Origin of the sequence: Streptomyces sp. rh34, assembly GCF_002551245.1 — a bacterium.
Classification (GTDB): domain Bacteria; phylum Actinomycetota; class Actinomycetes; order Streptomycetales; family Streptomycetaceae; genus Streptomyces.
On sequence record NZ_NTGZ01000064.1, the window covers coordinates 1 to 24,872 of the forward strand.

Annotated in this window: 21 protein-coding genes and 1 riboswitch; of the genes, 6 read left to right on the plus strand and 15 right to left on the minus strand. The window is 72.0% G+C overall.

Annotated features, from left to right (window positions below):
- Nucleotides 1–320: 320 nt before the first annotated feature.
- The gene (locus CR470_RS14765) at nt 321–1,685 is read right to left on the minus strand and encodes a peptidase C39 family protein (RefSeq protein ID WP_097868054.1); all 1,365 of its coding nucleotides are present in this window, start codon (nt 1,683–1,685) and stop codon (nt 321–323) included.
- Between the two features lie 184 nt (nt 1,686–1,869).
- Between CR470_RS14765 and CR470_RS14770 the strand changes: the two genes are divergently transcribed.
- Nucleotides 1,870–2,499, plus strand: coding sequence for a uridine kinase family protein (locus CR470_RS14770; protein ID WP_097868055.1), 630 nt, complete (start codon nt 1,870–1,872; stop codon nt 2,497–2,499).
- A 357-nt stretch (nt 2,500–2,856) separates the two neighbouring features.
- A complete protein-coding gene (locus tag CR470_RS14775; RefSeq protein WP_097868056.1) occupies nt 2,857–4,761 on the plus strand; it encodes an AAA family ATPase in 1,905 nt (634 codons plus the stop codon).
- A gap of 39 nt (nt 4,762–4,800) precedes the next feature.
- On the opposite strand, the gene CR470_RS14780 is transcribed toward CR470_RS14775, so the two are convergent.
- The 10 genes from CR470_RS14780 to ribD all read right to left on the minus strand — a co-directional run bounded on the left by CR470_RS14780 (nt 4,801) and on the right by ribD (nt 13,383).
- On the minus strand, nt 4,801–5,907 hold the full coding sequence (locus tag CR470_RS14780) for a hemolysin family protein (protein ID WP_097868057.1): 1,107 nt from the start codon (nt 5,905–5,907) through the stop codon (nt 4,801–4,803).
- Complete coding sequence (locus CR470_RS14785) at nt 5,904–7,262, minus strand: hemolysin family protein (RefSeq protein WP_097868058.1); 1,359 nt, start codon at nt 7,260–7,262, stop codon at nt 5,904–5,906. The genes CR470_RS14780 and CR470_RS14785 overlap by 4 nt, the downstream gene beginning before the upstream one ends.
- A gap of 192 nt (nt 7,263–7,454) precedes the next feature.
- Nucleotides 7,455–7,925 (minus strand): PH domain-containing protein, encoded by a 471-nt coding sequence (locus tag CR470_RS14790; protein ID WP_097868059.1) that lies wholly within the window; start codon nt 7,923–7,925, stop codon nt 7,455–7,457.
- Nucleotides 7,926–7,964: 39 nt separating this feature from the next.
- The gene (gene hisG, locus CR470_RS14795) at nt 7,965–8,813 is read right to left on the minus strand and encodes an ATP phosphoribosyltransferase (protein ID WP_097868060.1); all 849 of its coding nucleotides are present in this window, start codon (nt 8,811–8,813) and stop codon (nt 7,965–7,967) included.
- Between the two features lie 91 nt (nt 8,814–8,904).
- Nucleotides 8,905–9,177, minus strand: coding sequence for a phosphoribosyl-ATP diphosphatase (locus tag CR470_RS14800; RefSeq protein ID WP_097868061.1), 273 nt, complete (start codon nt 9,175–9,177; stop codon nt 8,905–8,907).
- 35 nt (nt 9,178–9,212) lie between these two features.
- Entirely contained in the window at nt 9,213–9,698 is a 486-nt protein-coding gene (ribH, locus tag CR470_RS14805) for a 6,7-dimethyl-8-ribityllumazine synthase (protein ID WP_007453188.1), read from the minus strand.
- Nucleotides 9,699–9,737: 39 nt separating this feature from the next.
- The gene (locus CR470_RS14810) at nt 9,738–11,036 is read right to left on the minus strand and encodes a bifunctional 3,4-dihydroxy-2-butanone-4-phosphate synthase/GTP cyclohydrolase II (protein WP_097868062.1); all 1,299 of its coding nucleotides are present in this window, start codon (nt 11,034–11,036) and stop codon (nt 9,738–9,740) included.
- Nucleotides 11,033–11,677: a nicotinamide mononucleotide transporter family protein gene (locus CR470_RS14815; RefSeq protein WP_097868063.1), complete on the minus strand. Its 645-nt coding sequence runs from the start codon at nt 11,675–11,677 to the stop codon at nt 11,033–11,035. The genes CR470_RS14810 and CR470_RS14815 overlap by 4 nt, the downstream gene beginning before the upstream one ends.
- Nucleotides 11,674–12,282 carry a riboflavin synthase gene (locus CR470_RS14820; RefSeq protein ID WP_097868064.1) on the minus strand — a complete coding sequence of 203 codons (609 nt, stop codon included), beginning with the start codon at nt 12,280–12,282 and terminating at the stop codon, nt 11,674–11,676. The genes CR470_RS14815 and CR470_RS14820 overlap by 4 nt, the downstream gene beginning before the upstream one ends.
- A complete protein-coding gene (gene ribD / locus CR470_RS14825; protein ID WP_097868065.1) occupies nt 12,283–13,383 on the minus strand; it encodes a bifunctional diaminohydroxyphosphoribosylaminopyrimidine deaminase/5-amino-6-(5-phosphoribosylamino)uracil reductase RibD in 1,101 nt (366 codons plus the stop codon).
- Nucleotides 13,384–13,556: 173 nt separating this feature from the next.
- A riboswitch (FMN riboswitch) is annotated at nt 13,557–13,687 on the minus strand.
- Between the two features lie 301 nt (nt 13,688–13,988).
- Between ribD and CR470_RS14830 the strand changes: the two genes are divergently transcribed.
- The gene (locus tag CR470_RS14830) at nt 13,989–16,355 is read left to right on the plus strand and encodes a chitinase C-terminal domain-containing protein (protein ID WP_097868066.1); all 2,367 of its coding nucleotides are present in this window, start codon (nt 13,989–13,991) and stop codon (nt 16,353–16,355) included.
- A gap of 179 nt (nt 16,356–16,534) precedes the next feature.
- Nucleotides 16,535–17,287: an SDR family oxidoreductase gene (locus tag CR470_RS14835; RefSeq protein ID WP_097868067.1), complete on the plus strand. Its 753-nt coding sequence runs from the start codon at nt 16,535–16,537 to the stop codon at nt 17,285–17,287.
- Between the two features lie 46 nt (nt 17,288–17,333).
- Here the strand turns inward: CR470_RS14835 and CR470_RS14840 are convergent, their stop codons facing one another.
- Nucleotides 17,334–18,524 (minus strand): ROK family transcriptional regulator, encoded by a 1,191-nt coding sequence (locus CR470_RS14840; RefSeq protein ID WP_097868068.1) that lies wholly within the window; start codon nt 18,522–18,524, stop codon nt 17,334–17,336.
- Nucleotides 18,525–18,682: 158 nt separating this feature from the next.
- Between CR470_RS14840 and CR470_RS14845 the strand changes: the two genes are divergently transcribed.
- Together CR470_RS14845 and CR470_RS14850 are read left to right on the plus strand one after the other, a co-directional pair.
- Nucleotides 18,683–19,912, plus strand: coding sequence for an MFS transporter (locus CR470_RS14845; protein WP_097868069.1), 1,230 nt, complete (start codon nt 18,683–18,685; stop codon nt 19,910–19,912).
- Between the two features lie 190 nt (nt 19,913–20,102).
- Entirely contained in the window at nt 20,103–21,539 is a 1,437-nt protein-coding gene (locus CR470_RS14850; protein ID WP_097868070.1) for a uracil-xanthine permease family protein, read from the plus strand.
- Between the two features lie 81 nt (nt 21,540–21,620).
- Here the strand turns inward: CR470_RS14850 and CR470_RS14855 are convergent, their stop codons facing one another.
- The 3 genes from CR470_RS14855 to CR470_RS14865 all read right to left on the minus strand — a co-directional run bounded on the left by CR470_RS14855 (nt 21,621) and on the right by CR470_RS14865 (nt 24,815).
- The gene (locus CR470_RS14855) at nt 21,621–23,315 is read right to left on the minus strand and encodes a flavin monoamine oxidase family protein (RefSeq protein ID WP_097868071.1); all 1,695 of its coding nucleotides are present in this window, start codon (nt 23,313–23,315) and stop codon (nt 21,621–21,623) included.
- 48 nt (nt 23,316–23,363) lie between these two features.
- On the minus strand, nt 23,364–24,161 hold the full coding sequence (locus CR470_RS14860) for a carbon-nitrogen hydrolase family protein (protein ID WP_097868072.1): 798 nt from the start codon (nt 24,159–24,161) through the stop codon (nt 23,364–23,366).
- 195 nt (nt 24,162–24,356) lie between these two features.
- Nucleotides 24,357–24,815 (minus strand): Lrp/AsnC family transcriptional regulator, encoded by a 459-nt coding sequence (locus CR470_RS14865; protein WP_097868073.1) that lies wholly within the window; start codon nt 24,813–24,815, stop codon nt 24,357–24,359.
- Nucleotides 24,816–24,872: the final 57 nt, after the last annotated feature.

Below are 24,872 nucleotides of genomic sequence, written 5' to 3' on the forward strand. Positions count from 1 at the left end.
AGATGTGTATAAGAGACAGACGCCACACCGGGCCCGGGCTCGGGCGGGGTCCGGGCACCAGAGGTGGGCCTCGGCGCCGGCCCGCGCCCGGAGGATCCGCCTTCACACGCGACCGGCGCCCGCGTCTACTCGCGGCGGCAAGCGCCCCGGCACCCGGCCGGGTCGGAGGGCGGCAGGAACAGGGTGGATTCCTCGCCATCGGCGACGTGCCGCGTGGTGGTCGTGGCGTTCGGTCGGGCGCGTCGATACCGCGGGCCCGGGCCGCGTTCCGCATACGGGGGACGACGGCGTCCTCGGGGACCGCTGTGGGGCGCACATCCTCACAGCAGGCCGAGCGACCGCAGCACGCGGTGCCGGCCCGGTGGCGTCCGGGTCGGCCAGTAGACGTAACACACCCCGCCCGTGCCGCTTCTGACCCGGCCACCGGCGTCGTAGCGCTTCGTCCGCAGCCAGATGTTCTCGAACTCGCGCCGCCGGTACACCCGGCGTACCGCGTCGTTGTCGGGGGACGCGGGATCGTTGGCGATGACGTCGCCCTCGGGGGTGAAGCCGATGACCGTCATCAGGTGGCCGGCCGTCCCGTATCCGGCGCCGGTCAGTTCCTCCTCCCGGAAGGACTGGGAGGTGATGACAGGAATGCCGACGCGGATCAGCCGCTCCACGTCGGTGAGCGAGCCGAGCCGGGTGACGACGGCGTTCAGGTCGCGGTACGTGGCGGCGTAGGCGGCGTTGAACGGCCAGTTTCCGCAGCCCTCGTACTGGTGGTCGTAGGTCTGGCGGGCGGCGTGGCAGACCTGGGGGTCGGGCAGGCCGGGCTTGACCCAGGCCAGGTCCTCCGCCGTCGGGCGGCGTCCCCAGTACTCGATGATCATCTGCGAGGAGGTGGGGCTGCACCATGCCTCGCCGCCGTTGTCGTACTCCGGGTACTGCCCGATGTGGATGTTCTGCGAGTAGCGGGGCACGGGCAGTTCGCGGGCGAGCGCGGGGGTGCTCGCGGGCACGGTGAAGCGGTCGGGGACGTCGGAGGCCATCGCGCCGACCCGCCAGACGGTCGGGGTGAGGCGGCTGCCCGGGGTGCGGTACAGCGTGAGCCGCAGCCGGTAGGAGATCAGGCGGACGCCGCTCGCCGGGTCGTCCACCGAGAAGGTGTCCGTCCACACGGAGCTGTACGGGTCGCCCTGGCCGTCGAGGGACGTGCGGCGGATGTCGCCGTCGTCCGCCGCCCAACGGCCCATCACGAACCAGGGCGTCGCGGTGCCGTCCGCGTAGACGCCGCTCAGCTCGACCTGGATCCAGGTGCCCGCCGGGGTGCGGGCGTTCCAGGAGGCGATCACCTCGGTGGCGGGGACGGCGGAGCGGTGCACGGGGGAGGTCCAGGTGGCGTAGTCCCAGGCAGCCGTCCTGCCGGTGTGCGGGTCGGTGTAGTCGGTCCGGCCGGCCGGGGCGGCGATCACCACGCCGGGCCGGGGCCCCGGAAGCACCCGGGTTCCGTCGCCCGTGCCGCAGCGCCAGTCGGTGTAGGTGTGCCAGAAACGGTTGTCCACGAGAGCCCCCGGGGCGACGGAGGGGCCGGCGGGCGAGGTCGGGGCGGCGGACGCGGACGGGGCGGAGCCCACCGTGCCGGCGGCTGCCGCGGCGGCGAGCGCGGCGGTCAGAACGGTTCTGCGCGAAGTCGGACTGGTCATGGTCGTGACCCCCGGTCGGGTGCGGAATGGTCTGCGGGTGCCGTGCGGTGCGCCAACTATCCCGGTTCCGGGCCGGATCGGACCAGCGGTTCGGCAGCCGCCGCTCCACCAATATGGGTCTGGACCACTGGCGTGACCTGCGGTGGACCCCGGGCGCTTTCGTGCCGGAACGTACCCTGGAGCCATGGACGACCTGGCCCGCCACGCCGATGATCTCTCCTCGCTGCCCCCGTCCTGCGGGCCGGTGCGGCTCGTCGCGGTCGACGGGCACGCCGGTTCGGGCAAGAGCACCTTCGCCGCCCGCCTCGCGGCGGCGCTGGGCGGTGCGCCGGTCCTCCATCTGGACGACCTCGCCACGCACGAGGAGCTGCTCGGCTGGACGGGGCGGCTGCGGGAGCAGGTGCTCCTGCCCCTGTCGCGCGGCGAGAGCGCCCGCTACGCCCCCTACGACTGGACGGAGCGCCGCTTCGGCCCGGCACGGGCCCTGGAGCCGGCTCCGGTGGTGCTGGTGGAGGGGGTCGGCGCGGGACGCCGTCAGGTGCGCCCGTGGCTGGCGGCGCTGTGCTGGATGGAGGTGGACCGGGACACGTCCTGGGAGCGGGGCCGGCGGCGGGACGGCACCGGGCTCACCGGGTTCTGGGACGGGTGGACTCGCGCCGAGGGACGGCATTTCGCCGAAGATCCCTCACGGCCCTACGCCGACACTCTGGTACGCCAGTTGCCTGAGGGGTACGCGTGGCTGGCGGGGCCCCGTGCGACAGCGGGATCGAACCGAACCGTCACGCACGGTAGCCATGAGGCCCCGCCATACTGAGCAGTCGGAAATCGGCCCGGAAGTGCCCCAACTCTGCTTGACCGAGGGGCCTTACTGGTCTTACGTTCTCATTGTGCGGCTTTTCGAAGCCCCCATGGACGCGAAGCCCCCGGTTGTTCCCCCGTGACCGGGGGCTTCGCCCTGCACCCCCACCGCCGCCCCGGCGACCACGCAGAGCGATTCACTCACCCTGGGTCACCACCGCGGAGGCCGACCGTCGAGCGGTCGTCTCCCCGTGCGCGGGTACGATGCACCTCGGTGTGGTCAATTCCCTTCCTCCACGCCGTGATTCAGCACGCTCCGGTGGGCATGCTGTGCGGGCGGGACATCCTGGGGGCACGGTTTGTGGGGGACCTGATGGACATCGGCACACAGGGCGCTGGCGCCCCTGCCGACCTCGCCTGGCTGCGTGGCGTGGACGCCTACACGATGGGCGCCTACCCGCAGGCCGAGGAGGAGTTCAGAGCCGCGGTGCGGTTCGATCCGGGCATGGCGGACGGCTGGCTCGGCCTCCACGCGCTGCGCATCGACACCACCACGGCCCTGTTACGCATGTACCGGCACCGCGACCGCTTCGGCGAACAGCGCGCGCGCCACCGACGCACACTCAACTCCTGGTACTGGCTGGGCTGGTGGGTGCAGCCGGTGCTGGAGAGCCAGCGCGATCTGCTGCTGGCGCACGCCTCGCACTGGCTGGACGGACGTCATGTGCCGGAGCTGGACCGGGCGTTGGCGGGGCTTCCGCCGGTGGACGCGGATCCGCAGGTGCGGTTCCTGCACGCCTGCCGGTCCTATCTGGTCAAGGACTGGGAGCAGTTGGTGCGCTGCACCGAGCAGCTCGTCGACGATCCGATGCTGGGCATCGAGGCGGGTCTGTTCGGCGGGATGGCGCGGGTGCGGCTGGAGATGTTCGGGCAGGCGGAGCCCCTGCTGTCGGCGGCGCTGATGCGCTGCCGCAGCGAACAGCCGCAGCGCAAGGAGCTGCGCTACTGGCTGGCGCGGGCCCACGAGGGCACCGGGCGCAGCGCGGCCGCCCTGCCGCTGTACCGGGCGGTGCACCGGGTCGACCCGGCCTTCATGGACACCTCCGCCCGGCTCGCCGCGCTCGTAGAGGGCGACGGGTACGACGAGTCGGCGGATCTGGCCGCCGTGACCCTGACCGGTTTCGGTTCGGGCGGATCGGGGGCGGGTGCGCAGCCGGAGGGCGACGCGCTGCTCGGCACCGATCTGGTGGACGGGCGCGAGTCCTGGCCGGTGAGCGACGCGGGGCTGCTCGGTGACGCCCCGGTCCCCGGCCCGCCCGCCCCCGTCGAGGGCGCCCGCCGCACCAAGACCCGGAAGCCGCCGCCCTTCCCGGCCGGGCCGAGCGATCCCGCCCTGCTCGCCGACGCGCTGGCGCAGCTGGAGCGCATGGTCGGTCTCGAACCGGTCAAGCGGCAGGTCAAGGCGCTCTCGGCGCAGTTGAACATGGCCCGGCTGCGGGCCGAGCAGGGGCTCCCCGTCCAGCCGCCGAAGCGTCACTTCGTCTTCTCCGGTCCCTCCGGCACCGGCAAGACCACCGTGGCGCGCATCCTGGGCCGGGTCTTCTACGCGCTCGGGCTGCTCGGCGGCGACCATCTGGTCGAGGCCCAACGCTCCGATCTGGTCGGGGAGTTCCTGGGGCAGACGGCGGTGAAGGCCAATGAGCTCATCGACTCGGCCCTGGGCGGGGTGCTGTTCGTCGACGAGGCGTACAGCCTGGCCAACTCCGGCTACAGCAAGGGCGACGCGTACGGCGACGAGGCGCTCCAGGTCCTCCTCAAGCGGGCCGAGGACAACCGGGACCATCTCGTCGTCATCCTCGCGGGTTACCCGGAGGGCATGGACCGGCTGCTCGCCACGAACCCGGGGCTCTCCTCCCGCTTCACCAGCCGGGTCGACTTCCCCAGCTACCGGCCGCTCGAACTCACCGCGATCGGGAGCGTGCTGGCCGCCGAGAACGACGACGTGTGGGACGAGGAGGCGGTGGACGAGCTGCGCTCGATCAGCGGCCATGTGGTGGACCAGGGCTGGATCGACGAGCTGGGCAACGGCCGTTTCCTGCGGACGCTGTACGAGAAGAGCTGTGCCTACCGCGATCTGCGGCTCTCCGGCTACCCGGGCGAGCTGACCCGTCAGGACCTGTCGACGCTGCGGCTCCCGGACCTGATGCAGGCGTACGGCGAGGTGCTGTCGGGGCGCGGTCCGGTGGGCCGGGGCAAGCAGGAGCCGGGCTCGGTGTGACGCCGCGCCGGGGGCGTTGGCTCCCGGCGCGGCCGTTCGTCAGTGCACGAGGGCCCCGGGCGCGGGGCACTCCGGCGCCTTCGGCGCGTCCACCGTGCGGCGGGGTACCGAGACCGTCCGGTGGGCCGGGTCGCGCACCTCCCCCACCAGCGTCTCCAGGACGTCCTCCATGGCGACCAGGCCGAGGATCCGGCCCGAGGCGTCCGCGACCTGCGCCAGGTGCGTCGCGGCACGGCGCATCACGGTCAGGGCGTCGTCCAGCGGGAGTTCGGCCCGTACGGTCGCCATCGGGCGCCAGATCTGCTGCGGGACCGCGCGGTCGGCGTCCTCCAGCTCCAGGACGTCCTTGACGTGGAGGTAGCCCAGGAAGGGGCCCCCGCCGTCCGCGCAGACCGGGAAGCGGGAGTAGCCGGTGCGCACCGTCAGCGCCTCGATCCGGCGCGGGGTCACCGACGGGTCGACCGTGACCAGCCCAGCCCGCTCCAGCAGGACGTCGGCGACGGGCCTGCTGCCCAGTTCGAGGGCGTCCTCCAGGCGCGTCGCCGCCTCCGGTCCGAGGAGGCCGGCCTGTCCGGAGTCCTCCACGAGCCGGTTGAGCTGCTCGCTGGTGAAGACGGCCTCCACCTCGTCCTTCGGCTCGACGCCGAACAGCCGCAGCACCAGTCCGGCGCAGGCGCCCAGCGCGGTGGTGACCGGGCGGCAGAGCCGGGCGAAGGCGACCAGACCGGGGCTCAGCCACAGTGCGGTCCGCTCGGGCGCCGCCATCGCGAGGTTCTTCGGGACCATCTCGCCGATGACCAGGTGCAGGACGACCACCGACAGGAGCGCGAGGGCGAAGCCGAGGGGGTGGACGAGCCCGTCGGGAACGTGCGCCGCGTGGAAGACCGGCTCCAGGAGATGGGCGAGCGTCGGCTCGGCGACGGCTCCGAGGGTGAGGGAGCAGACGGTGATGCCGAACTGGGCGGCGGCCATCATCTGCGGCAGGTTCTCCAGGCCGTGCAGGACCGTGCGGGCCCGGCCGGAGCCCTGTGCGGCCAGTGGTTCGATCTGGCTGCGGCGTACGGAGACGAGGGCGAACTCGGCGCCGACGAAGAAGCCGTTCGCCAGCACGAGGAGAGCGGCGAGGAGGAGTTGGAGCATGCTCATCGCACGGCCTCCAGCAGCGCCGGTGCGGCCCTGTCCGGCAGCGGGTCGGTCGCCCGGGTGAAACGGACCCGTTCGGCGCGGTTGTGGCCGACCTGGCGGACGGAGATCCGCCAGCCGGGGAGTTCGGCCCGGTCACCGGGGGCGGGGATGCGGCCCAGCAGGCCGGCGACGAGCCCGGCGACGGTCTCGTACGGCCCCTCGGGCACATCGAGTCCGCTGCGGCGCAGGGTGTGGACCCGGCAGCTGCCCTCGGCGTCCCACACCGGGCGGCCGTCCTCGCCGGCGGCGGCGGTCAGCTCGGGGCGGCCCGCGCCCTCGGCGTCGTGCTCGTCGCGGACCTCGCCGACGAGCTCCTCGATGATGTCCTCCAGGGTGACGACGCCGGCGGTGCCGCCGTACTCGTCGACGACCACGGCTATCGGCTGTTCGTGGCGCAGCCGCCGCAGCAGAGCCTCCACCGGCAGCGTCCCGGGCACCAGGAGCGGGGGGACGGCGATCCGTCCGGCCGGGGTGCGCAGGCGGTCGGGTGCGGGGACGGCGAGGGCGTCCTTGAGGTGGACCATGCCGATGACCTCGTCGATGCGGTCCCGGTAGACGGGGAAGCGGGAGAGGCCGGTGGCGCGGGTGAGGTTGAGGACGTCCTCGGCGGTGGCGGTGGAGTGCAGAGCGCTGACCTTCACCCGGGGGGTCATGACGTGCTGGGCGGTGAGGCCGGCCAGCGCGAGGGTCCGGACGAAGAGGTCGGCGGTGTCCTGCTCCAGGGCTCCGGCCTCGGCGGAGTGCCGGGCCAGGGAGACCAGCTCGCCCGGGGTGCGGGCGGAGGCCAGTTCGGCGGTGGGCTCGACGCCCAGAAGCCGCACCAGCCGGTTGGCCAGCGCGTTCAGCAGAGTGATCACGGGCCGCAGGAGGGCCGCGAAACGGGCCTGCGGTCCGGCGACGAAGCGGGCCACCTGGAGCGGCCGGGAGACCGCCCAGTTCTTGGGCACGAGTTCGCCGACGACCATCTGCACGGCCGACGCCAGGAGCATCCCGACGACGACGCCGACGCCCGGTACGGCCCCCGCGGGAAGTCCGGTGGCGGTAAGGGGTCCGGCGAGCAGCCGGGCGAGGGCCGGCTCGGCGAGCATGCCCACCACCAGGGAGGTGAGGGTGATGCCGAGCTGGGTGCCGGAGAGCTGGAAGGAGAGTTCGCGCAGGGCTTCGACGACGGTACGGGCCCGTCGGTCGCCTTCGGCGGCGGCGCGTTCGGCGTCGGGCTTCTCCACGGTGACGAGCCCGAACTCGGCCGCCACGAAGAAGCCGTTGGCGAGGATGAGGAGAAAGGCCGCTCCGAGGAGCAGCAGGGGGGTGGTCATGAGGCCGCCGCCTCCGGGGAAGGGGCGGCGCAGGTACTACCGGACGATCCGTCCATTGCTGGAGGGAGTCACTCCTCGGGTCGCAGGAAGAGCCCCGCGGGCCCGGGTCGGGGCCGTGGAACGGGCGGGGCGGGGCGCGCGGGGCGCCGCCGCCCACCAGAGTAGACAAGAAGGCCCCGCACCGGGCAGGGCTCAGCCGCTGCCCGGGGTGTCGTCGCTCCCGGATCCGTGCGCCTCGGCGAGGGAGCGCAGGGCGCGGGCGTCGCGGATGGCCTGCTGCTTGGCCAGGCCGGGCTGGATGCCGAGGGCGGGCAGGCTCGTGCCGTCGCTGAGGTCGAGGTAGACCCAGGGGTCACCGGAGCGCAGGTTGACGCGGAGGATCTCCTCCCACGCCAGCCTGCGGGTCAGGGTGAGGTTGACGACCGTGACCCCGGCGTCGTCGGCGGTGACCCTGGGCCTGCTGAGCAGGGCCAGGACGCCGAAGAAGAGTGCCGCGACGAAGACGAAGGTGATCCGCTCCCCCGGGGTCAGCCGCTCCAGCATCAGCGCGATGACGGTGATGACGAGGAACATCGCCAGGCCCGTGCTCATCAGGACCACCCGGGTGAGGGTGGGCCGGAAGGTGACCGGCAGGGTGGGCTGTTCGGGCCTGGACGCGGACATCGGGGTCTTCTCTCGGAGGGGGCGGGCCGGCCGGGGCCGTCAGAGGCGGCAGGCGTGGATGGCCGTGGTGAGGATGGCGCGGGCGCCGAGCTCGTACAGGTCGTCCATGATCCGCTGGGCTTCCTTGGCGGCGACCATGGAGCGGACGGCGACCCAGCCCTCGTGGTGCAGCGGGGAGATGGTCGGCGACTCCAGGCCCGGAGTGAGGGCGACGGCGCGCTCCAGGTGCTCGACGCGGCAGTCGTAGTCCATCATCACGTAGGACCGGGCGACCAGGACGCCCTGGAGGCGGCGGAGGAACTGCTGCACCTTGGGGTCGTCGGCGGGGGCGCCGTTGCGGCGGATGACGACGGCCTCGGAGGTCATGATCGGCTCGCCGATCACTTCGAGCCCGGCGTTGCGCAGGCTGGTGCCCGTCTCCACCACGTCGGCGATGATCTGGGCGACGCCCAGCTCGATGGCGGTCTCGACCGCGCCGTCGAGGTGGACGACGGAGGCCTTGACGCCCGCCCCGGCGAGGTGGGCGGCGACGATGCCCTCGTAGGAGGTGGCGATCGTCATGCCGTCGAAGTCCTGCGGGCCCGCGGCGGTGCCGGGCTTGGTGGCGTAGCGGAAGGTGGAGCGGGCGAAGCCGAGCTGGAGGATCTCCTCGGAGTCGGCCCCGGAGTCCAGCAGCAGGTCGCGGCCGGTGATGCCGATGTCGAGCTTGCCGGAGCTGACGTAGATCGCGATGTCGCGGGGCCGGAGGTAGAAGAACTCGACCTCGTTCTCGGGGTCGACCAGGACCAGTTCCTTCGACTCCTTGCGCTGCTGGTAGCCGGCCTCATGGAGCATCGCCATCGCAGGCCCGGAGAGTGAACCCTTGTTGGGAACGGCGATGCGCAGCATGAGGTCGGCTTCCTTCGTGCGGTGGGAGTGTGCGGGCGTTTCGCGGTGGTGTCGCCCCGGGCGGGCCCGGGGGAACGGCGGGGAGGTCGGCTCAGAGATGGGCGTAGACGTCGTCGAGCGAGATCCCGCGGGCGACCATCATCACTTGGACGTGGTACAGCAGCTGGGAGATCTCCTCGGCGGCGGCTTCCTTGCCCTCGTACTCGGCGGCCATCCAGACCTCGGCGGCCTCCTCGACGACCTTCTTGCCGATGGCATGCACGCCCTTGCCCACCAGTTCGGCGGTGCGGGAGGTCGCGGGGTCGCCCTCGGCGGCCTTGAGCTGGAGCTCGGCGAAGAGCTCTTCGAAGGTTTTGTCAGCCATGATGGTCCTCAGAATACGGGGTCGCCGGAGCCCACTCAGCGCCAGGGTTCGCTGACGGTGCGCAGCGTGGCCGCGGTGGCCACAGCGGCGGTGACCGCTTCGTGCCCCTTGTCCTCGTTGGACCCTTCGAGGCCGGCCCGATCCAGCGCCTGCTCCTCGGTGTCGCAGGTCAGTACGCCGAAGCCGACGGGAACACCGGTGTCGACGGTGACCTGGGTGAGGCCGAGGGTGACGCCCTGGGAGACGTACTCGAAGTGGGGGGTGCCGCCCCGGATGACCACGCCGAGGGCGACGATCGCGTCGTAGCCGCGTCCGGCGAGCACCTTGGCGACGACGGGCAGCTCGAAGCTGCCCGGGACGCGGAGCAGGGTCGGCTCGTCGATGCCCAGCTCGCGCAGGGCGCGCAGGGCGCCGTCGACGAGTCCGTCCATGACCTTCTCGTGCCACTGGGCCGCGATCACGGCCACGCGCAGGTCACCGCAGTTGCGTACGGACAGTTCGGGTGCACCCTTGCCGCTCATGTCTCTCCTGATGCTGGTTACGTGGTGTTGGTGTTCGCGTTACTGGTTGGCGCAGGTCGACGCGGGGGCGCCGTCCAGCCAGGGCAGGTCGTGGCCCATGCGGTCGCGCTTGGTGCGCAGGTAGCGCAGGTTGTGCTCGCCGGCCTGGACGGGCATGGGTTCCCGGCCGGTGACGGCGAGGCCGTGGCGGACGACGGCCGCGGTCTTGTCGGGGTTGTTGGTCATCAGCCGCAGGCTGCGCACGCCGAGGTCCGCGAGGATCTGGGCGCCCGCCGCGTAGTCGCGGGCGTCGGCGGGCAGGCCGAGCTCCAGGTTGGCGTCGAGGGTGTCCACGCCGCGCTCCTGGAGTTCGTACGCGCGCAGCTTGGAGAGCAGGCCGATGCCGCGTCCCTCGTGGCCGCGCAGGTAGACGACGACGCCCCGGCCCTGCTCGGTGATGCGCCGCATGGAGGCGTGCAGCTGCGGGCCGCAGTCGCAGCGCTGGGACTGGAAGATGTCGCCGGTCAGGCACTCGGAGTGGATCCGGACGAGGACGTCCTCGCCGTCGCCGATGGCGCCGTGGACCAGGGCGACGTGCTCGACGCCGTCGACGCTGGAGCGGTAGCCGTACGCGGTGAAGTCGCCGAACGCGGTGGGCAGGCGGGTCTCGGCCTCGCGGCGGACGGTCGGCTCGTTGCTGCGGCGGTAGGCGATCAGGTCCTCGATGGAGATGATCGTCAGGCCGTGCTTGCGGGCGAAGGGGATCAGCTCGGGCAGCCGGAGCATGACGCCGTCCTCGCCCGCGATCTCGACGATGGCCCCGGCGGGGCGGAGCCCGGCGAGCCGGGCGAGGTCGACGGCGGCCTCGGTGTGGCCGTTGCGGACGAGTACGCCGCCGGAGCGGGCGCGCAGCGGGAAGATGTGGCCGGGCCGGACGAAGTCGCCGGGGCCCGCGACGCCGCCCGCGAGCATGCGCAGGGTGGTGGCGCGGTCGGCGGCGGAGATGCCGGTGGTGACGCCGTGCTCGGCGGAGGCGTCGACGGAGACGGTGAACGCGGTCCGCATCGACTCGGTGTTGTGCTCGACCATCTGCGGGAGGTCGAGGCGTTCCAGCTCGTCGCCCTCCATGGGCGCGCAGATCAGACCGCGGCACTCGCTCATCATGAAGGCGACGATCTCCGGGGTGGCCTTCTCGGCGGCGATGACGAGGTCGCCCTCGTTCTCGCGGTCCTCGTCGTCCACGACGACGACGGGCCGGCCGGCGGCGATGTCGCGGACGGCCTGCTCGACCGGGTCCAGGGAGAGGTTCTCGGGGAGCGGTTCGTGGCCGGGGTGCAGCCAGGTGGGCTGGGCAGTCATGCCGTGGCTCCTTCCAGAGCGGGTGTCCGCGTACGCAGCCACCAGTCGCGCATCCCCCACAGGACGAGGGCGCCGTAAATGACGTAGACGAAGCCGGAGAAAGCGAACCCGTTGGCGAAGTTCAGCGGGACGCCGACGAGGTCGACGAGCAGCCAGGCGAACCAGAACTCGACCATGCCGCGGGCCTGGGCGTACATCGCGACGACGGTGCCGACGAAGATGTACGCGTCCGGCCACGGGTCCCAGGACAGCGACGGGAAGGCGGTGAACAGGCCGCCGACGGCGAGGGTTCCGAGGGCGGCGGCGCCGATCAGCACGCCGCGCTCGCGCCAGGTGGCGAAGCGGACGGCGATGGAGCCGTCCTGGGCCTGCTGCCTGCCGCGGTTCCAGGACCACCAGCCCCACAGGGCGACGACGATGACGACCAGTTGCTTGCCGGCGCTGCCGGAGAGGTGCGCGGAGGCGAAGGCGACGAGCAGGATCACGCCGGAGAGGAGCTGGGCGGGCCAGGTCCAGATCGAGCGCCGCCAGCCGAGGGCCAGGGCGATCAGGCCGACGATGTTGCCGATCATGTCCGACCACTTGATGTGCTGGCCGAACACGGTGAAGGCCTCGGAGTTGAGCCAGTTCGCGAGGTTCATCGCGGGTCCTGTCCGGCCCGGTCGCCGAGCAGCCGCTCGACGTACTTGGCGAGGACGTCCACCTCCAGGTTGACCGGGTCGCCGGGCTGCTTGCGGCCGAGCGTGGTCAGGGCGAGGGTGGTGGGGATGAGGCTGATGGTGAAGTGATCGGTCTCGGCGTCCACGACGGTCAGGCTCACGCCGTCGACGGTGATGGAGCCCTTCTCCACGACGTACCGGGTCAGCTCGGGCGGCAGGGAGACCTTGACGAGCTCCCAGTGCTCGGAGGGGGTGCGCTCCACGATGGTGCCGGTGCCGTCCACGTGGCCCTGGACGATGTGTCCGCCGAGGCGGCCGCCGAGCGCCATCGGGCGTTCCAGGTTGACCCGGGAGCCGGTGGTGAGCGCGCCGAGGCTGGAGCGCTTCAGCGTCTCGGCCATCACGTCGGCGGTGAACTCGCCGTCGGCGGTGTCCACGACGGTGAGGCAGACGCCGTTCACCGCGATGGAGTCGCCGTGCCGGGCGCCTTCCGTGACGACGGGGCCGCGCAGCCGGAAGCGGGAGGCGTCCGCCAGCTGCTCGACGGCGGTGACCTCACCCAGTTCTTCGACAATTCCGGTGAACACTCAGTTTCCCTTCCGAGCAGGGGCGGGGACGGCGGTGATACGCAGATCGGGTCCGATCGGCACGGTCTCGGTCACATCGAGGCGCAACGCCTCGGCGATCGTGGAGATTCCGGCGTCGGCGAGGGCGGCGGGGCCCGCGCCGAGGAGCACCGGGGCGAGATAGCCGACGACCTTGTCGACCGTCCCGGCGGCGACGAACGCGCCGGCGAGGGTGGGGCCGCCTTCGAGGAGTACGGAGAGGACGCCGCGCTCGTGCAGGGCGGCGAGGAGGGCGTCGAGGTCCAGGCCGGGGCCGGCGGCCGCACGGGGCAGGCGCAGGACGGCGGCCCCGGGAAGGTGACCGGCGGGGGCGTCGTCGGCGACAGCGACCAGGGTGGGCGCGGTGTCGTCCAGGACCCGGGCGCCGGGCTTCACCGCGGTGGCGTTCGTGTCGACGACGACCCGCAGCGGCTGGGTGACGCCGTCGATGCCGCGTACCGCCAACTGGGGGTCGTCGGTGCGGGCGGTGCCGGAGCCCACGAGCACGGCGTCGGCCTCGGCGCGCAGGCGGTGGACGTCGGCGCGGGCCTCGGGCGAGGTGATCCAGCGACTGGTGGCGTCGGCGGCGGCGATCCGGCCGTCGAGGGTGGCGGCGTACTTCCACAGGACGTACGGCCGCCCGAGGCGCACCGAGGTCAGCCAGGCGGCGTTGCCGGCCTCGGCCTCCTCCGCGAGGAGGCCCTGCTCGGCCCGGACCCCGGCGCGGCGCAGGGTGTCGCCGCCGCCCGCGGCCCCCGGGTTCGGGTCGGCGACCGCGTACACGACGCGGCTGATCCCGGCGGCCAGGAGGGCCTGGGAGCACGGGCCGGTGCGGCCGGTGTGGTCGCAGGGTTCGAGGGTGACGTAGGCGGTGGAGCCGCGGGCCCGTCCGCCGGCCGCGCGCAGGGCGTGGACCTCGGCGTGCGGCCCTCCGGCGCGCTGGTGGAAGCCTTCGCCGACGACGGCTCCGGCGGCGTCGGTGATCACACATCCGACGACCGGATTGGGGCTGGTGGAGCCGAGACCGCGCGCCGCGAGCATGATCGCTCGGCGCATGGCGGTGATGTCGGCTGCGGTGTCCACCGGGTCCTCCTGCCTCTTCGGGCACGGACTCCGGGGCCTGTCGATGACGACAGATAGAGCGGCTCACCAGCGGAAACGCCAAAAACCCGAGAACGGGAACGCCAGGAACGCACGGCGTCACGGGAGACTCCCGGCCATGCGTCCGCCGACGGCGGCGTACCGATGACAACCCGCCGCGCACTGCCTCCCATCCGGACTTTCACCGTCGGTCCAGGAATCTCACCTGGTCAACCGGCCGCTGGCTGCGGACGGGTCGCGGACTATAACCGCCGGTTCGGAATTGCACCGACCCCGGAGTGCGCTGCTACTGGTACGGAACCAGTCTGCCACGGACGCCTCACGGCCATGCGGGTGAGCGCTGTGGGCTGGGTCACAGGAAACCTGGCGCGTTTCCGTCGGCGAGAAGTCGACAACGTAGTCATCGGGGGGCCGTCGGGAAAGTTGACGCCTGAAGGTCCAGACCTATTGACGCACTGGTCTAGTCCTCTTAATCTCTGCGTCACCTCCGAGGTTCGGTCCGGCGGTGTGCGCACACCAGGACCCCGACACGACCCACCCCCTTTTGCCAGTTGTGTTCTGCCGACCTCCCCAGGAGGAACGACCACATGCTGTCCCCCACCCGAGCGAGAGCCACCCTGCTCGCCGCCGGCGCCGCCGTCGCCGGACTGCTGATGAGCTCACTGTCCGCAGGTCCGTCGGCCGCCGCCGACCAGACCTCCTGTCGCCCCGACGGGCTTTACCAGACCCCCGGCGTCGACGTCCCCTACTGCTCCGTCTACGACGCCGACGGCCGCGAGCAGATGGGCGCCGACCACAAGCGCCGCGTGATCGGCTACTTCACCAACTGGCGTACCGGCAAGGACGGCAAGGACGCCTACCTGGTCCCGGACATCCCGTGGGACAAGGTCACGCACCTCAACTACGCCTTCGCGCACGTCGACGGCTCCAACAAGCTCTCGGTCGGCCCCGACAGCGCCGACAACGCCTCCACCGGTATGACCTGGCCCGGTGTCGCGGGTGCGGAGATGGACCCGGCGCTCCCCTACAAGGGGCACTTCAACCTGCTGACGAAGTACAAGAAGCAGCACCCGAATGTGAAGACCCTGGTCTCCGTGGGCGGTTGGGCCGAGACCGGCGGCTACTTCGGCCCCGACGGCAAGCGCGTCGACTCGGGCGGCTTCTACTCGATGGCGACCAACGCCGACGGGTCGGTCAACCAGGCGGGTATCAACACCTTCGCGGACTCGGCCGTCGACTTCATCAAGAAGTACGGCTTCAACGGCGTCGACATCGACTACGAGTACGCGACGACCATGAAGGACGCGGGCAACCCGCTGGACCACACGCTGTCCAACGGCCGTCGCGCCGGGCTGGTCAAGGGCTACGACGCCCTGATGAAGACGCTGCGCGAGAAGCTCGACCGCGCGGGCGCCGCCGACGGCAAGCACTACCTGCTGACCGTCGCCGCCCCCTCCTCCGGCTACCTGCTGCGGGGCATGGAGACGTACCAGATGCAGAAATACCTGGACTACGTCAACATCATGTCCTACGACCTGCACGGCGCCTGGAACGAGTACGTCGGCCCGAACGCCTCCCTGTTCGACGACGGCAAGGACGCCGAACTGGCGCAGGCGAGCGTGTACTCCACCGCGCAGTACGGCGGCACCGGCTACCTCAACACCGACTGGGCCTACCACTACTTCCGCGGCTCGATGCCGGCCGGCCGGATCAACATCGGCCTGCCGTACTACACGCGGGGCTTCAAGAACGTGCAGGGCGGCACCGACGGCCTGTGGGGCAGGGCGGCCACGACCGACTGCCCGGCGGGCGCGGGGCTGACCAAGTGCGGTGACGGCGCGGTCGGGATCGACAACCTCTGGCACGACAAGGACACCAACGGCAAGGAATCGCCTGCCGGTTCCAACCCGATGTGGCACGCGAAGAACCTGGAGAAGGGCATCGTCGGCGACTACGTCACCGACTACGGCTTCCCCGCGAACACCCAGCTGACCGGCGCCTACGTCCGCAAGTACGACTCCACGCTGGTCGCCCCGTGGCTGTGGAACGCCCAGAAGAAGGTGTTCCTCTCCACCGAGGACGAGCAGTCGGTGAAGGCCAAGGCCGACTACGTCGTGGACAAGGGCATCGGCGGCACGATGATCTGGGAGCTGGCGGGCGACTACCGGTGGAACGCGGCCAAGGGCCAGTACGAGACCGGCTCGTCGCTGACCACCGCGATGTACGACGCCTTCAAGTCGGCGACCCCGTACGGCGCGAAGCGCTCCACGATCGACCTTCCCACCCAGGCCGTGAACATCGACGTCTCCTTCGGACAGTTCCCGCTGGGCGACTCCAACTACCCGATCAGCCCCAAGCTGAAGATCACCAACCGGACCAAGGCCACGCTGCCCGGCGGTACGGAGTTCCAGTTCGACTACTCCACCTCCGCCCCGGCCAACGCCAAGGACCAGTCCGGCTTCGGCACGACGATCATCCGCAGCGACCACACGGCGGCCAACAACATCGGCGGCCTCAAGGGCGACTACAACCGCGTCTCGCTGAAGCTCCCGGCCTGGCAGACGCTGGCCCCCGGCGCGTCGGTGGAGCTGGACTTCGTCTACTACCTGCCGACCTCCACGCCGTCGAACTGGACCGTGACCTTCGGCGGGAAGTCCTACTCCCTCGCCGGTGACCTGGCGCGGGGCACCACCGTGGTCGAGCCCGGCACCGGAACCAACCCCACGCCGACCCCGACGCCGGACCCGACCGGCCCGACGCCGACCCCGACCCCGACCCCGACGCAGCCGGGCGGCAGCTGCACGGCCCCGGCCTGGAACGCGGCCACCGAGTACGGCGGCGGCTCCACCGTCAGCCACGGCGGCCACCAGTGGAAGGCCTCGTGGTGGACGAAGGGCGAGACGCCCGGATCCACCGGCCAGTGGGGCGCCTGGAAGGACCTCGGCGCCTGCTGACCCCTTCTCCGACCGTCCGGTGGCGAACGGATCCACCCCCCGTTCACCGCCGGGCGACCGGCCCCGGCGTCCCCGGCCCCGGCGTCCACCGCCGGGGCCGGGGGCGTTGCCGGGGCGGTCCGACAGGCGCCGGGCCCCTTCTTCCGGCGGGCCGGGCCCCGTTCTGGCAGGCTGGCACCATGACGACGATTCTGGTCACCGGCGCCACCGGAACCCTCGGCCGGCAGGTCGCGGAGCGGCTGCGCACCGCGGGGGCCGACGTCCGCGCTCTCAGCCGCCGCTCCCCCTCGTACGCCGTCGATCTGCGCGACGGCAAGGGTCTGGACGCGGCGGTCGAGGGTGCGGACGTGATCGTCCACTGCGCCACCACCCCGCGCGGCGGCGACGACCGGGCGGCGGGATTCCTCATCGACGCCGCGGAGCGGGCCGGGACGCCCCATCTGCTCTACATCTCGATCGTGGGCGTGGACCGGCTGCCGCTGGGCTACTACACGGTCAAGCGCCGGGTGGAGCGGATGATCGAGGACTCCGGGCTCGGCTCGACGATCCTGCGGACCACCCAGTTCCACGATCTGGTCCTGCGCGTCCTGTCCGGCGCGGCGAAGCTGCCCGTGCTGCCGGTGCCCTCCGGTGTCCGGGTCCAGCCGGTCGACAGCGGTGAGGTCGCCGACCGGCTGGCGGCCCTGGCGCTGGGCGGACCGGCGGGCCGGGTGCCCGACCTGGGCGGACCCGAGGTCCGCGCGTTCACGGACCTGGCCGGGGCGTTCCTGCGGGCCACCGGACGCAAGCGGCGGGTGGTGCCGGTCCGGCTGGCCGGTCAGGCGTACGCGGGCTACCGTCGCGGCGACCACCTGACGCCCGGACACGCCGTGGGAACCGTGACGTTCGAGGAGTTCCTCGACCGCCGCCACCGCCACCGCCACCCGGCCTGAGCCGGACCGGTCCGCCGGCGCCTACGCGGAGCTGTGGCCGGCCGGTTCAGCCCTCCGGGGCGAACAGCGCGTCCTGCGCAGCGTCCCGGGCGGTGATCAGCGCACCGCGCAGCACGGCCCCGTCGCCCAGCGAACCGGCACGGACCTCGGTCCGCAGGGGTGACATCGCGGCCAGCCGCCTTTCGACCCGGTCGGCGAGCGCGGCGCCGCCCGCGTGGCCGACGGCCCCCGCGAGCAGGACGCAGCCGGGGTCGAGCACCGAGACGACGGCGGCGGCGCCGAGGGCGAGGCGGTCCGCCAGCTCCTTCAGGAAGGGTTCGCCGGCCTCCCCCGCCTCCAGCGCGGTCCGCACCGCGGCCACGGCCGCCGCCTCCTCCCGGCCGTCGGTCACCGCGCCGGGGTCCACGAGGCCGTGCGCGGCGGCGAGTTCGCACAGGGCGGCGGAGCCGGCCAGGGAGTGGAAACCGCCGTCGCAGTCGACCGCCGAGGGCAGCCCCCTCACTCCGGGGACGGGGAGGAAACCGATCTCCCCCGCACCGCCGGACGCCCCCTGACGCAGCTTGCCGTCCAGCATGACGGCGGCCCCGATCCCCTGGCCGAGCCAGAGCAGGACGAAGGTCTCCCGGTCGCGGGCGGCGCCTGCCCGGTGTTCCGCGACGGCGGCGAGGTTGGTCTCGTTCTCCACCAGGACGGTGGCGGGCAGCCGCCGCTGGAGCTCCCGGACCAGGCCCCGGTGCCAGGCGGGCAGGCCGGTGCTGTCGCGCAGTTCGCCGGTGACGGGGTCGATCAGTCCCGGCGCTCCGACCCCGACGCTGTGCAGGGGGACGGACCCGGCCGCCCGGGCGGTGCGCTCCAGCAGGGCGACGGCCCGCTCGACGGCGGGCTCGGTGCCGGTATCGCCGCCGATGGGCAGGGAGCCCTCGGCGAGCGTGGCCCCCAGCAGATCGGTGACGACCACGCCGACGCTTCCGAGGCGCACGTCGAGCGCCGCGAGATGGGCCCGGTCGGCGACGATCCCGTACAGCCGGGCGTTGGGTCCGCGGCGCACGGCCCCGGACTCGCCCACGACCTGGATCAGCCCGGCCCCCTGGAGCCGCTCGACGAGGTCGGCGACGGTGGGGCGGGAGAGTCCGGTCAGCGTCTTGAGCTGGGTGGCCGTCAGGGGCCCGTCCTGCTGGAGCAGCCGCAGGGCGAGCCGGTCGTTGATGGCCCGAGCCGTGCTCGGTGATGCGGGCATAGCGGGATCCTTCCAGATCGCTGCCCCGCCGTTCTCCGAGGCCGCGAAGTAACGACTATTTATCAGGCAGGGTTCCTGATAGTTTACGGCCCGCATCGTCGCACACGAGCGCCGGGACCGCCGGCATCCGAGCATTCCCAGGGGAGGGACACGACGGCATGACGAACGACTCGACCGTCACGGTCTACAGCACGGAACAGGTGAAGCGGGCGCGGATCGCCATCGCCGCGGTCTTCACCGTCCACGGGGCGGTGACCGGCAGTTTCGCGACCCGGGTGCCATGGATCCAGGATCACGCCGGAGTGAGCGCGGGCCAGCTCGGCCTGGCGCTGGCCTTCCCGGCGATCGGCGCGTCGATCGCGATGCCGCTCGCCGGCCGGATCAGCCACCGGTTCGGCGCGCGGACCGCCCTGCGGTGGCTGCTGGCCCTGTGGACGCTGGCGCTGATCCTGCCCGCGCTCGCGCCGAGCCTGGTCACGCTGTGCGCGGCGCTGTTCGTCTACGGGGCGACGGCCGGGATGTCCGACGTGGCGATGAACGCCCTGGGCATCGAGGTGGAGAACCGTCTCGACAAGTCGATCATGTCGGGTCTGCACGGCATGTGGAGCGTGGGAGCGCTGATCGGCTCGGCGGCGGGCACCGTCGCCGCGCACACCGCGACCGATGCCCGTCTGCACCACGCCATCGCGGCCATGGCGCTCACGGCCCTGGGGCTGATCGCCTGCCGGGGCGTCCTCGATCTCCAGAGCCGCCCGGACGAGGAGCCGCCGCCGCGTTTCACGCTGCCGCCGAAGTCGGCCCTGATCATCGGGGCGATCGGGTTCTGCGCGGTGTTCGCGGAGGGCGCGAGCCTGGACTGGTCGGCGGTCTACCTGCGGGACGTCCTGGACAGCTCGGACGGTCTCGCCGCCGCGTCCACCACCGCGTTCACTCTGACGATGGCGATAGCCCGGATCGCCGGGGACCGGATCGTCGACCGGTTCGGCGCGGTCCGCACGGTGCGCACCGGCGGCCTGATGGCCACCGCGGGCGGGCTGCTGGTCGTGTTCTCACCCTCTCCCGCGGCCGCGATGTGCGGCTTCGCCCTGCTGGGCCTCGGCGTGGCGGTCGTGGTCCCGCTGGCCTTCGCGGCGGCGGGGCGCAGCGGGCCGAACCCGAGCCAGGCCATCGCGGGCGTCGCCACCATCACGTACACCTCCAGCCTGATCGCTCCCTCCGCGATCGGTTCGCTGGCCGAGGCCACCTCGCTGATGGTGTCGTTCGGCGTGGTGACGGCGCTGGCCTTCGGCCTGGTGCTGGGCGCCGGGGTGCTGCGGTCGGCCGACCGCAAGGTCACCGGCCCGGCGGCCGGAAGCGGTACGGCGACGAAGAGCGCGACCGGGAGCTGACCGGACGGGAAACGGCGGTGCGCACGGGTGCGGCGGCCCGGGACGCGGTACGGCGCCCGCGCGGCGGGAGACCTCCGCGCGGGCGCCGCCCGCCGCACCACTACCATGGCGCTGATCTTTTCCGCAGGTGAACACCGAACACCGGGTCGCAGACCGGGCGGCACACCGAGCAGACCTTCAGGGAGCAACCATGAGCCTCGGCGTGCGCTGGACCTTGCACGGAGACGGGAAGACACCGGCGCCCGGGGCGGTGGTGCGGCCCGACGAGCGGCTCTCCTGGCCGCGTACGTTCGGACTCGGCGCACAGCACGTGGTCGCGATGTTCGGGGCGTCGTTCGTCGCGCCGGTCCTCATGGGCCTGGACCCCAACCTCGCGATCATGATGTCCGGCGTCGCGACCGCGATCTTCCTGCTGGCGACCAAGGGCCGGGTGCCCAGCTATCTGGGCTGCTCGCTCTCCTTCGTCGGCGTCGCGGCCACGATCCGGGCGAGCGGCGGCGATGTCGCCACCATCACGGGCGCGGTGTTCGTGGTCGCGGTGGCCCTCTTCCTCGTGGGTCTCGCCGTGCAGCGGTTCGGCGCGCGGATCATCCACGCGGCCATGCCGCCGGTGGTGACGGGCGCGGTGGTGATGCTGATCGGCTTCAACCTCGCCCCGGTGACCGCGTCGACCTACTGGCCGCAGGACCAGTGGACGGCGCTCGCGGTGATGCTGTTCACCGGGCTCGCCGTCGTCTGTCTGCGCGGCTTCCTCTCCCGGATCGCGATCTTCCTGGGACTGGTCTTCGGGTACGCGCTGTCGTGGGTCCTGGACCTGGTCCTCGGCAAGATCCACTCCCCGGTGGGCGGCGCGGAGGCCGTGGACCACTGGCGTCTGGACCTCTCCGCCGTCGGGCAGGCCGACTGGATCGGGCTGCCGTCCTTCCACGCGCCGAGCTTCGAGTGGTCCGCGATCCTGGTGGCGCTGCCCGTGGTGATCGCGCTGGTCGCGGAGAACGCCGGGCATGTGAAGGCCGTGGGCGAGATGACCGGCGACTCGCTGGACGACAAGCTCGGCACCGCCATCGCGGCGGACGGCGCGGCGTCGATGCTCTCCACCGCCGTGGGCGGGCCGCCCAACACCACGTACTCCGAGAACATCGGCGTGATGGCCGCGACCCGCGTCTACTCCACCGCGGCGTACTGGGCGGCGGCCTGCTTCGCCCTGCTCTTCGGCCTGTGCCCGAAGTTCGGCGCGGTCGTCGCCGCGATCCCGGGCGGGGTGCTCGGCGGAATCACCGTGATCCTGTACGGGATGATCGGCCTGCTCGGTGCGCAGATCTGGCTCAACGGCCGGGTGGACCTGCGCAATCCGCTCAACCTCGTCCCGGCCGCCGCGGGCATCATCATCGGCGTGGGCGGGGTCAGCCTGAAGATCACCGACAACTTCGAACTGGGCGGCATCGCACTCGGCACGATCGTCGTGATCACCGGGTACCACGTGCTGCGGGCCTTCGCCCCGGCCCATCTCAAGACGCAGGAACCGCTGCTGGACTCCGGCACTTCCGCGTACGACGCGCCCTCGGACGACGAGGGCGCGTCAGACGGGAGTTCCGGCGAACAGGGCGCGGGGCCCGGGAAGTCCTGATCCGGCGGGCGTTGCTCCGGGACCACGACCGCCGAGTCCCTTCGCGGGCGGCTGCGTTCGGCCGTTGCGATGAAGCCCCGCTCAGTCCTCGGGGAGTTCCACCGGGGCGATCTCGTCGAAGACGTCGCCGGGCCCGGGGTTGGTCGCGTCGGTCGCCCCGCCGAACTGGTGCATGACGCCCCACACGGCGTTCAGCGCGGTCTGCACGGCGCCCTCGGCCCAGCCGGCCGTCCAGGAGATGTCGTCCCCCGCCAGGAACAGGCCCCGCTTGTCGGCGGGCAGTCCGTCCTGCATGAAGTGGGTGAACAGCCTCCGCTGGTAGCGGTAGTGGCCGGGCAGGTTCGCCTTGAACGCGCCCATGAACCAGGGCTCGTTCTCCCAGGAGACGGTGACCGGGTTGCCGATGATGTGGCTGCGGATGTCGACGTTCGGGTAGATCTCGCCGAGCGACTTGAGCATGACGTCCATGCGCTCCTTCGGGGAGAGCGGCAGCCACTTCAGGCTGTCGTCGCACCACGTGTAGGAGAGGCAGATGACGGCGGGCTTGTCGGGCCCGTCGTCCAGGAGGTACGTGCCCCGGGTCATCCGGTCGGTGAGCGTCATCGACATGGTGTCGCGGCCGGTGGTCTCGTCCTTGTCCAGCCAGAACGGGCGGTCGACCGGCACGAACAGCTTGGACGACTCCATGTAGTGGGTGCGCTCCATCGCCGTCCAGTGGTCGATCGGGAAGAGCGCGTCGTCGCAGTCGATCTTGGAGAGCAGCAGCCAGGACTGGCCGGTGAAGACCGCGGCCCGGAAGGTGCGGATGTCCCCGGTGGCGTCGGTGACCGTGATGCGGTTGCCCGCGGTACGGGTCAGCCGGGTCACGGCGGGGCGCGGCTCGCCCTCGTGCAGGGAGGACAGCGAGGTGCCGAGCGGCCAGTGGACGATCTTCTGCGGCTCGCGGTCCCACAGGCGCAGCGGGAGCTGCTGGCTGCCGCCCACGATGCCGCGGTGGTGGTCGTCGGCCTCGGTGTAGACGACGCGCAGGATCTCCAGGATGGAGTTGGGGAAGTCGGTGTCCCAGCCGCCGGTGCCGAAGCCGACCTGGCCGAAGATCTCGCGGTGCCGGAAGGACTTGAACGCGTCGGAGTCGCAGAGAAAGCCGTAGAAGGTCTGGTTGTCGAGCCGCTCGACGAGCTGCGACCAGATCTCCCGGATGCGCGGTACGTCGCGCTCGCGCAGCGCCCGGTTCATGTCGGAGAAGTCGGCGCCCTCCTCCAGACAGGCGCTCCACGCCTCGGCCACGTCACGGTAGACCTGCGGCAGGTCGTCGATGGTCTCGGCGTAGTGCGACGCGCCCTTGAGGTCCACGACGGTCGAGGGCGTGGCCGGGGAGAGCGGGTTGGGGAAGGGCCGGGTCTCCAGGCCCACCAGGTCGATGTAGTGCTGGAGCGCCGTGGAGGAGGGCGGGAAGCGCATGGCGCCCATCTCGGCGGTGAGCGAGGGGTCGCAGCCGTCGAAGCCGACGGTGCGCAGCCGGCCACCGATCTGATCGGCCTCGTAGACGACGGGCTTGAGGCCCATCTTCATCAGCTCGTACGCGGCGATGATCCCGGAGAGCCCGCCGCCGATGACGGCGACCTCCTGGCCGTGCTCGGTCGCCGGTACCTGCCCGAGTCCCGCCGGGTGGGCGAGGAAGTCGTCGTACGCGTACGGGAAGTCCGGCCCGAACATGGTGATCGGCGGGGCGGCCGCGTCGGTGTGCTGGACGGCGTTGGGCACCGTGGACGTCATGGGGTACGGACTCCTTGCGCGGTACGGAAGTTCGGGGAGGAGGCGGGCTCAGGCGAGGGAGCCGTACAGGCCGGGGCGGCGGTCGTGCAGATAGGGGTTGGCGGCACGCGAGGCGGCCAGGAACTCCGGGTCCACCTCGCCGACGACGAGTTCCTCGCCGCGTCCGGCGCGGGTGCGCACGGTGCCGTCGGGGCCGGCCAGGCAGCTGAGCCCGACGAACTCGAACTCGCCTTCCGGGCCGGTGCGGTTGACGTACGCCACGTACATCTGACTCTCGAAGGCCCGTACGGGGACGACGGATTCGGCGACGAACTGGAAGGGGTGCATCATCGCGGTGGGCACCAGCAGCAGATCGGTGCCGGCCAGGGCGTGCGCCCGGACGTTCTCCGGGAACTCGACGTCGTAGCAGATCAGCAGCCCGATACGGATGCCGTCGAGGTCGGCCTGGACGACCGGCTGGTCGCCGGGGGTGAACCACTCCTGCTCGAAGCAGCCGAACAGGTGGGTCTTGCGGTAGTTCGCGAGGCGCCCGCCGTCGGGGCCGATGAGCTGGGAGGCGTTGAAGATCCGCTCCCCGTCGCGCTCCGGGTAGCCGTAGAGGATCGCGAGACCGTGGCGTACGGCGATCTCGGCGACGGCCTCGGCGCCGGGGCCGTCGGCGGGCTCGGCCAGCTCGGGGACGGCGTCGCCGATGGCGTATCCGGTGAGGAACAGCTCGGGCGAGACCAGCAGCCGGGCCCCCGCGCCGGCGGCCCGTGCGGCGGCCTCGTCCAGCACCTTCAGGTTCTCGGCGACGGCGCGAGGGCGTCCGGAGCTCTGGAGCAGGGCGGTGCGCAACGACGGCATGACTGACCTCGGGCGGTGCGGGCGGGGTGGGGAGACGTATCGAAGGTACGTGGGCCGGATCAGCGCGGACAAGGCGCGAGTGTTGCGCATCAACCGTTGATTCGTTGCGCGAGGAGGCCGTGGCGCGGCGAATCGTTGCGTGCGGCGTCATCGCAGGTCAGCGGGGTGATGTGCGCCACTGTCGCGGAACGGGCCTCAGGCCGGCGGGCCCTCCGCCGAATACCGCCGCAGCAGCGGCGAGAGCACCAGGACGGACTTGGTCCGCTCGACGTACGGCTCTCCCGCGATCCGCTCCAGGACCTGTTCGAAGTGGCGCATGTCGGCGGCGAAGACCTGCACCACCGCGTCCGCCTCCCCGGTCACCGTCGAGGCCGACGCGATCTCCGGGTAGCGGGCGAGGCCCTGCTTGATGGCGTCCGGGGAGGTGTTGCGGCTGCAGTAGATCTCGATGAATCCCTCGGTCTCCCAGCCGAGCGCCGCCGGGTCGACCCGCACGGTGAAGCCGGTGATCGCTCCCTCGGACCGCAGCCGGTCGACGCGGCGTTTCACGGCGGGGGCGGAGAGGCCGACGATCGCGCCGATGTCGGCGTAGGAGCGCCGGGCGTCTTCGGCGAGGGCGTGGACGATGCGTTCGTCGAGGTCGTTCAGGCGCACGTCGGGCGGTTCACTTCTCTGCGGTGGGTCGGCTGGCGGGAGGCGGAGCGTGCCGCC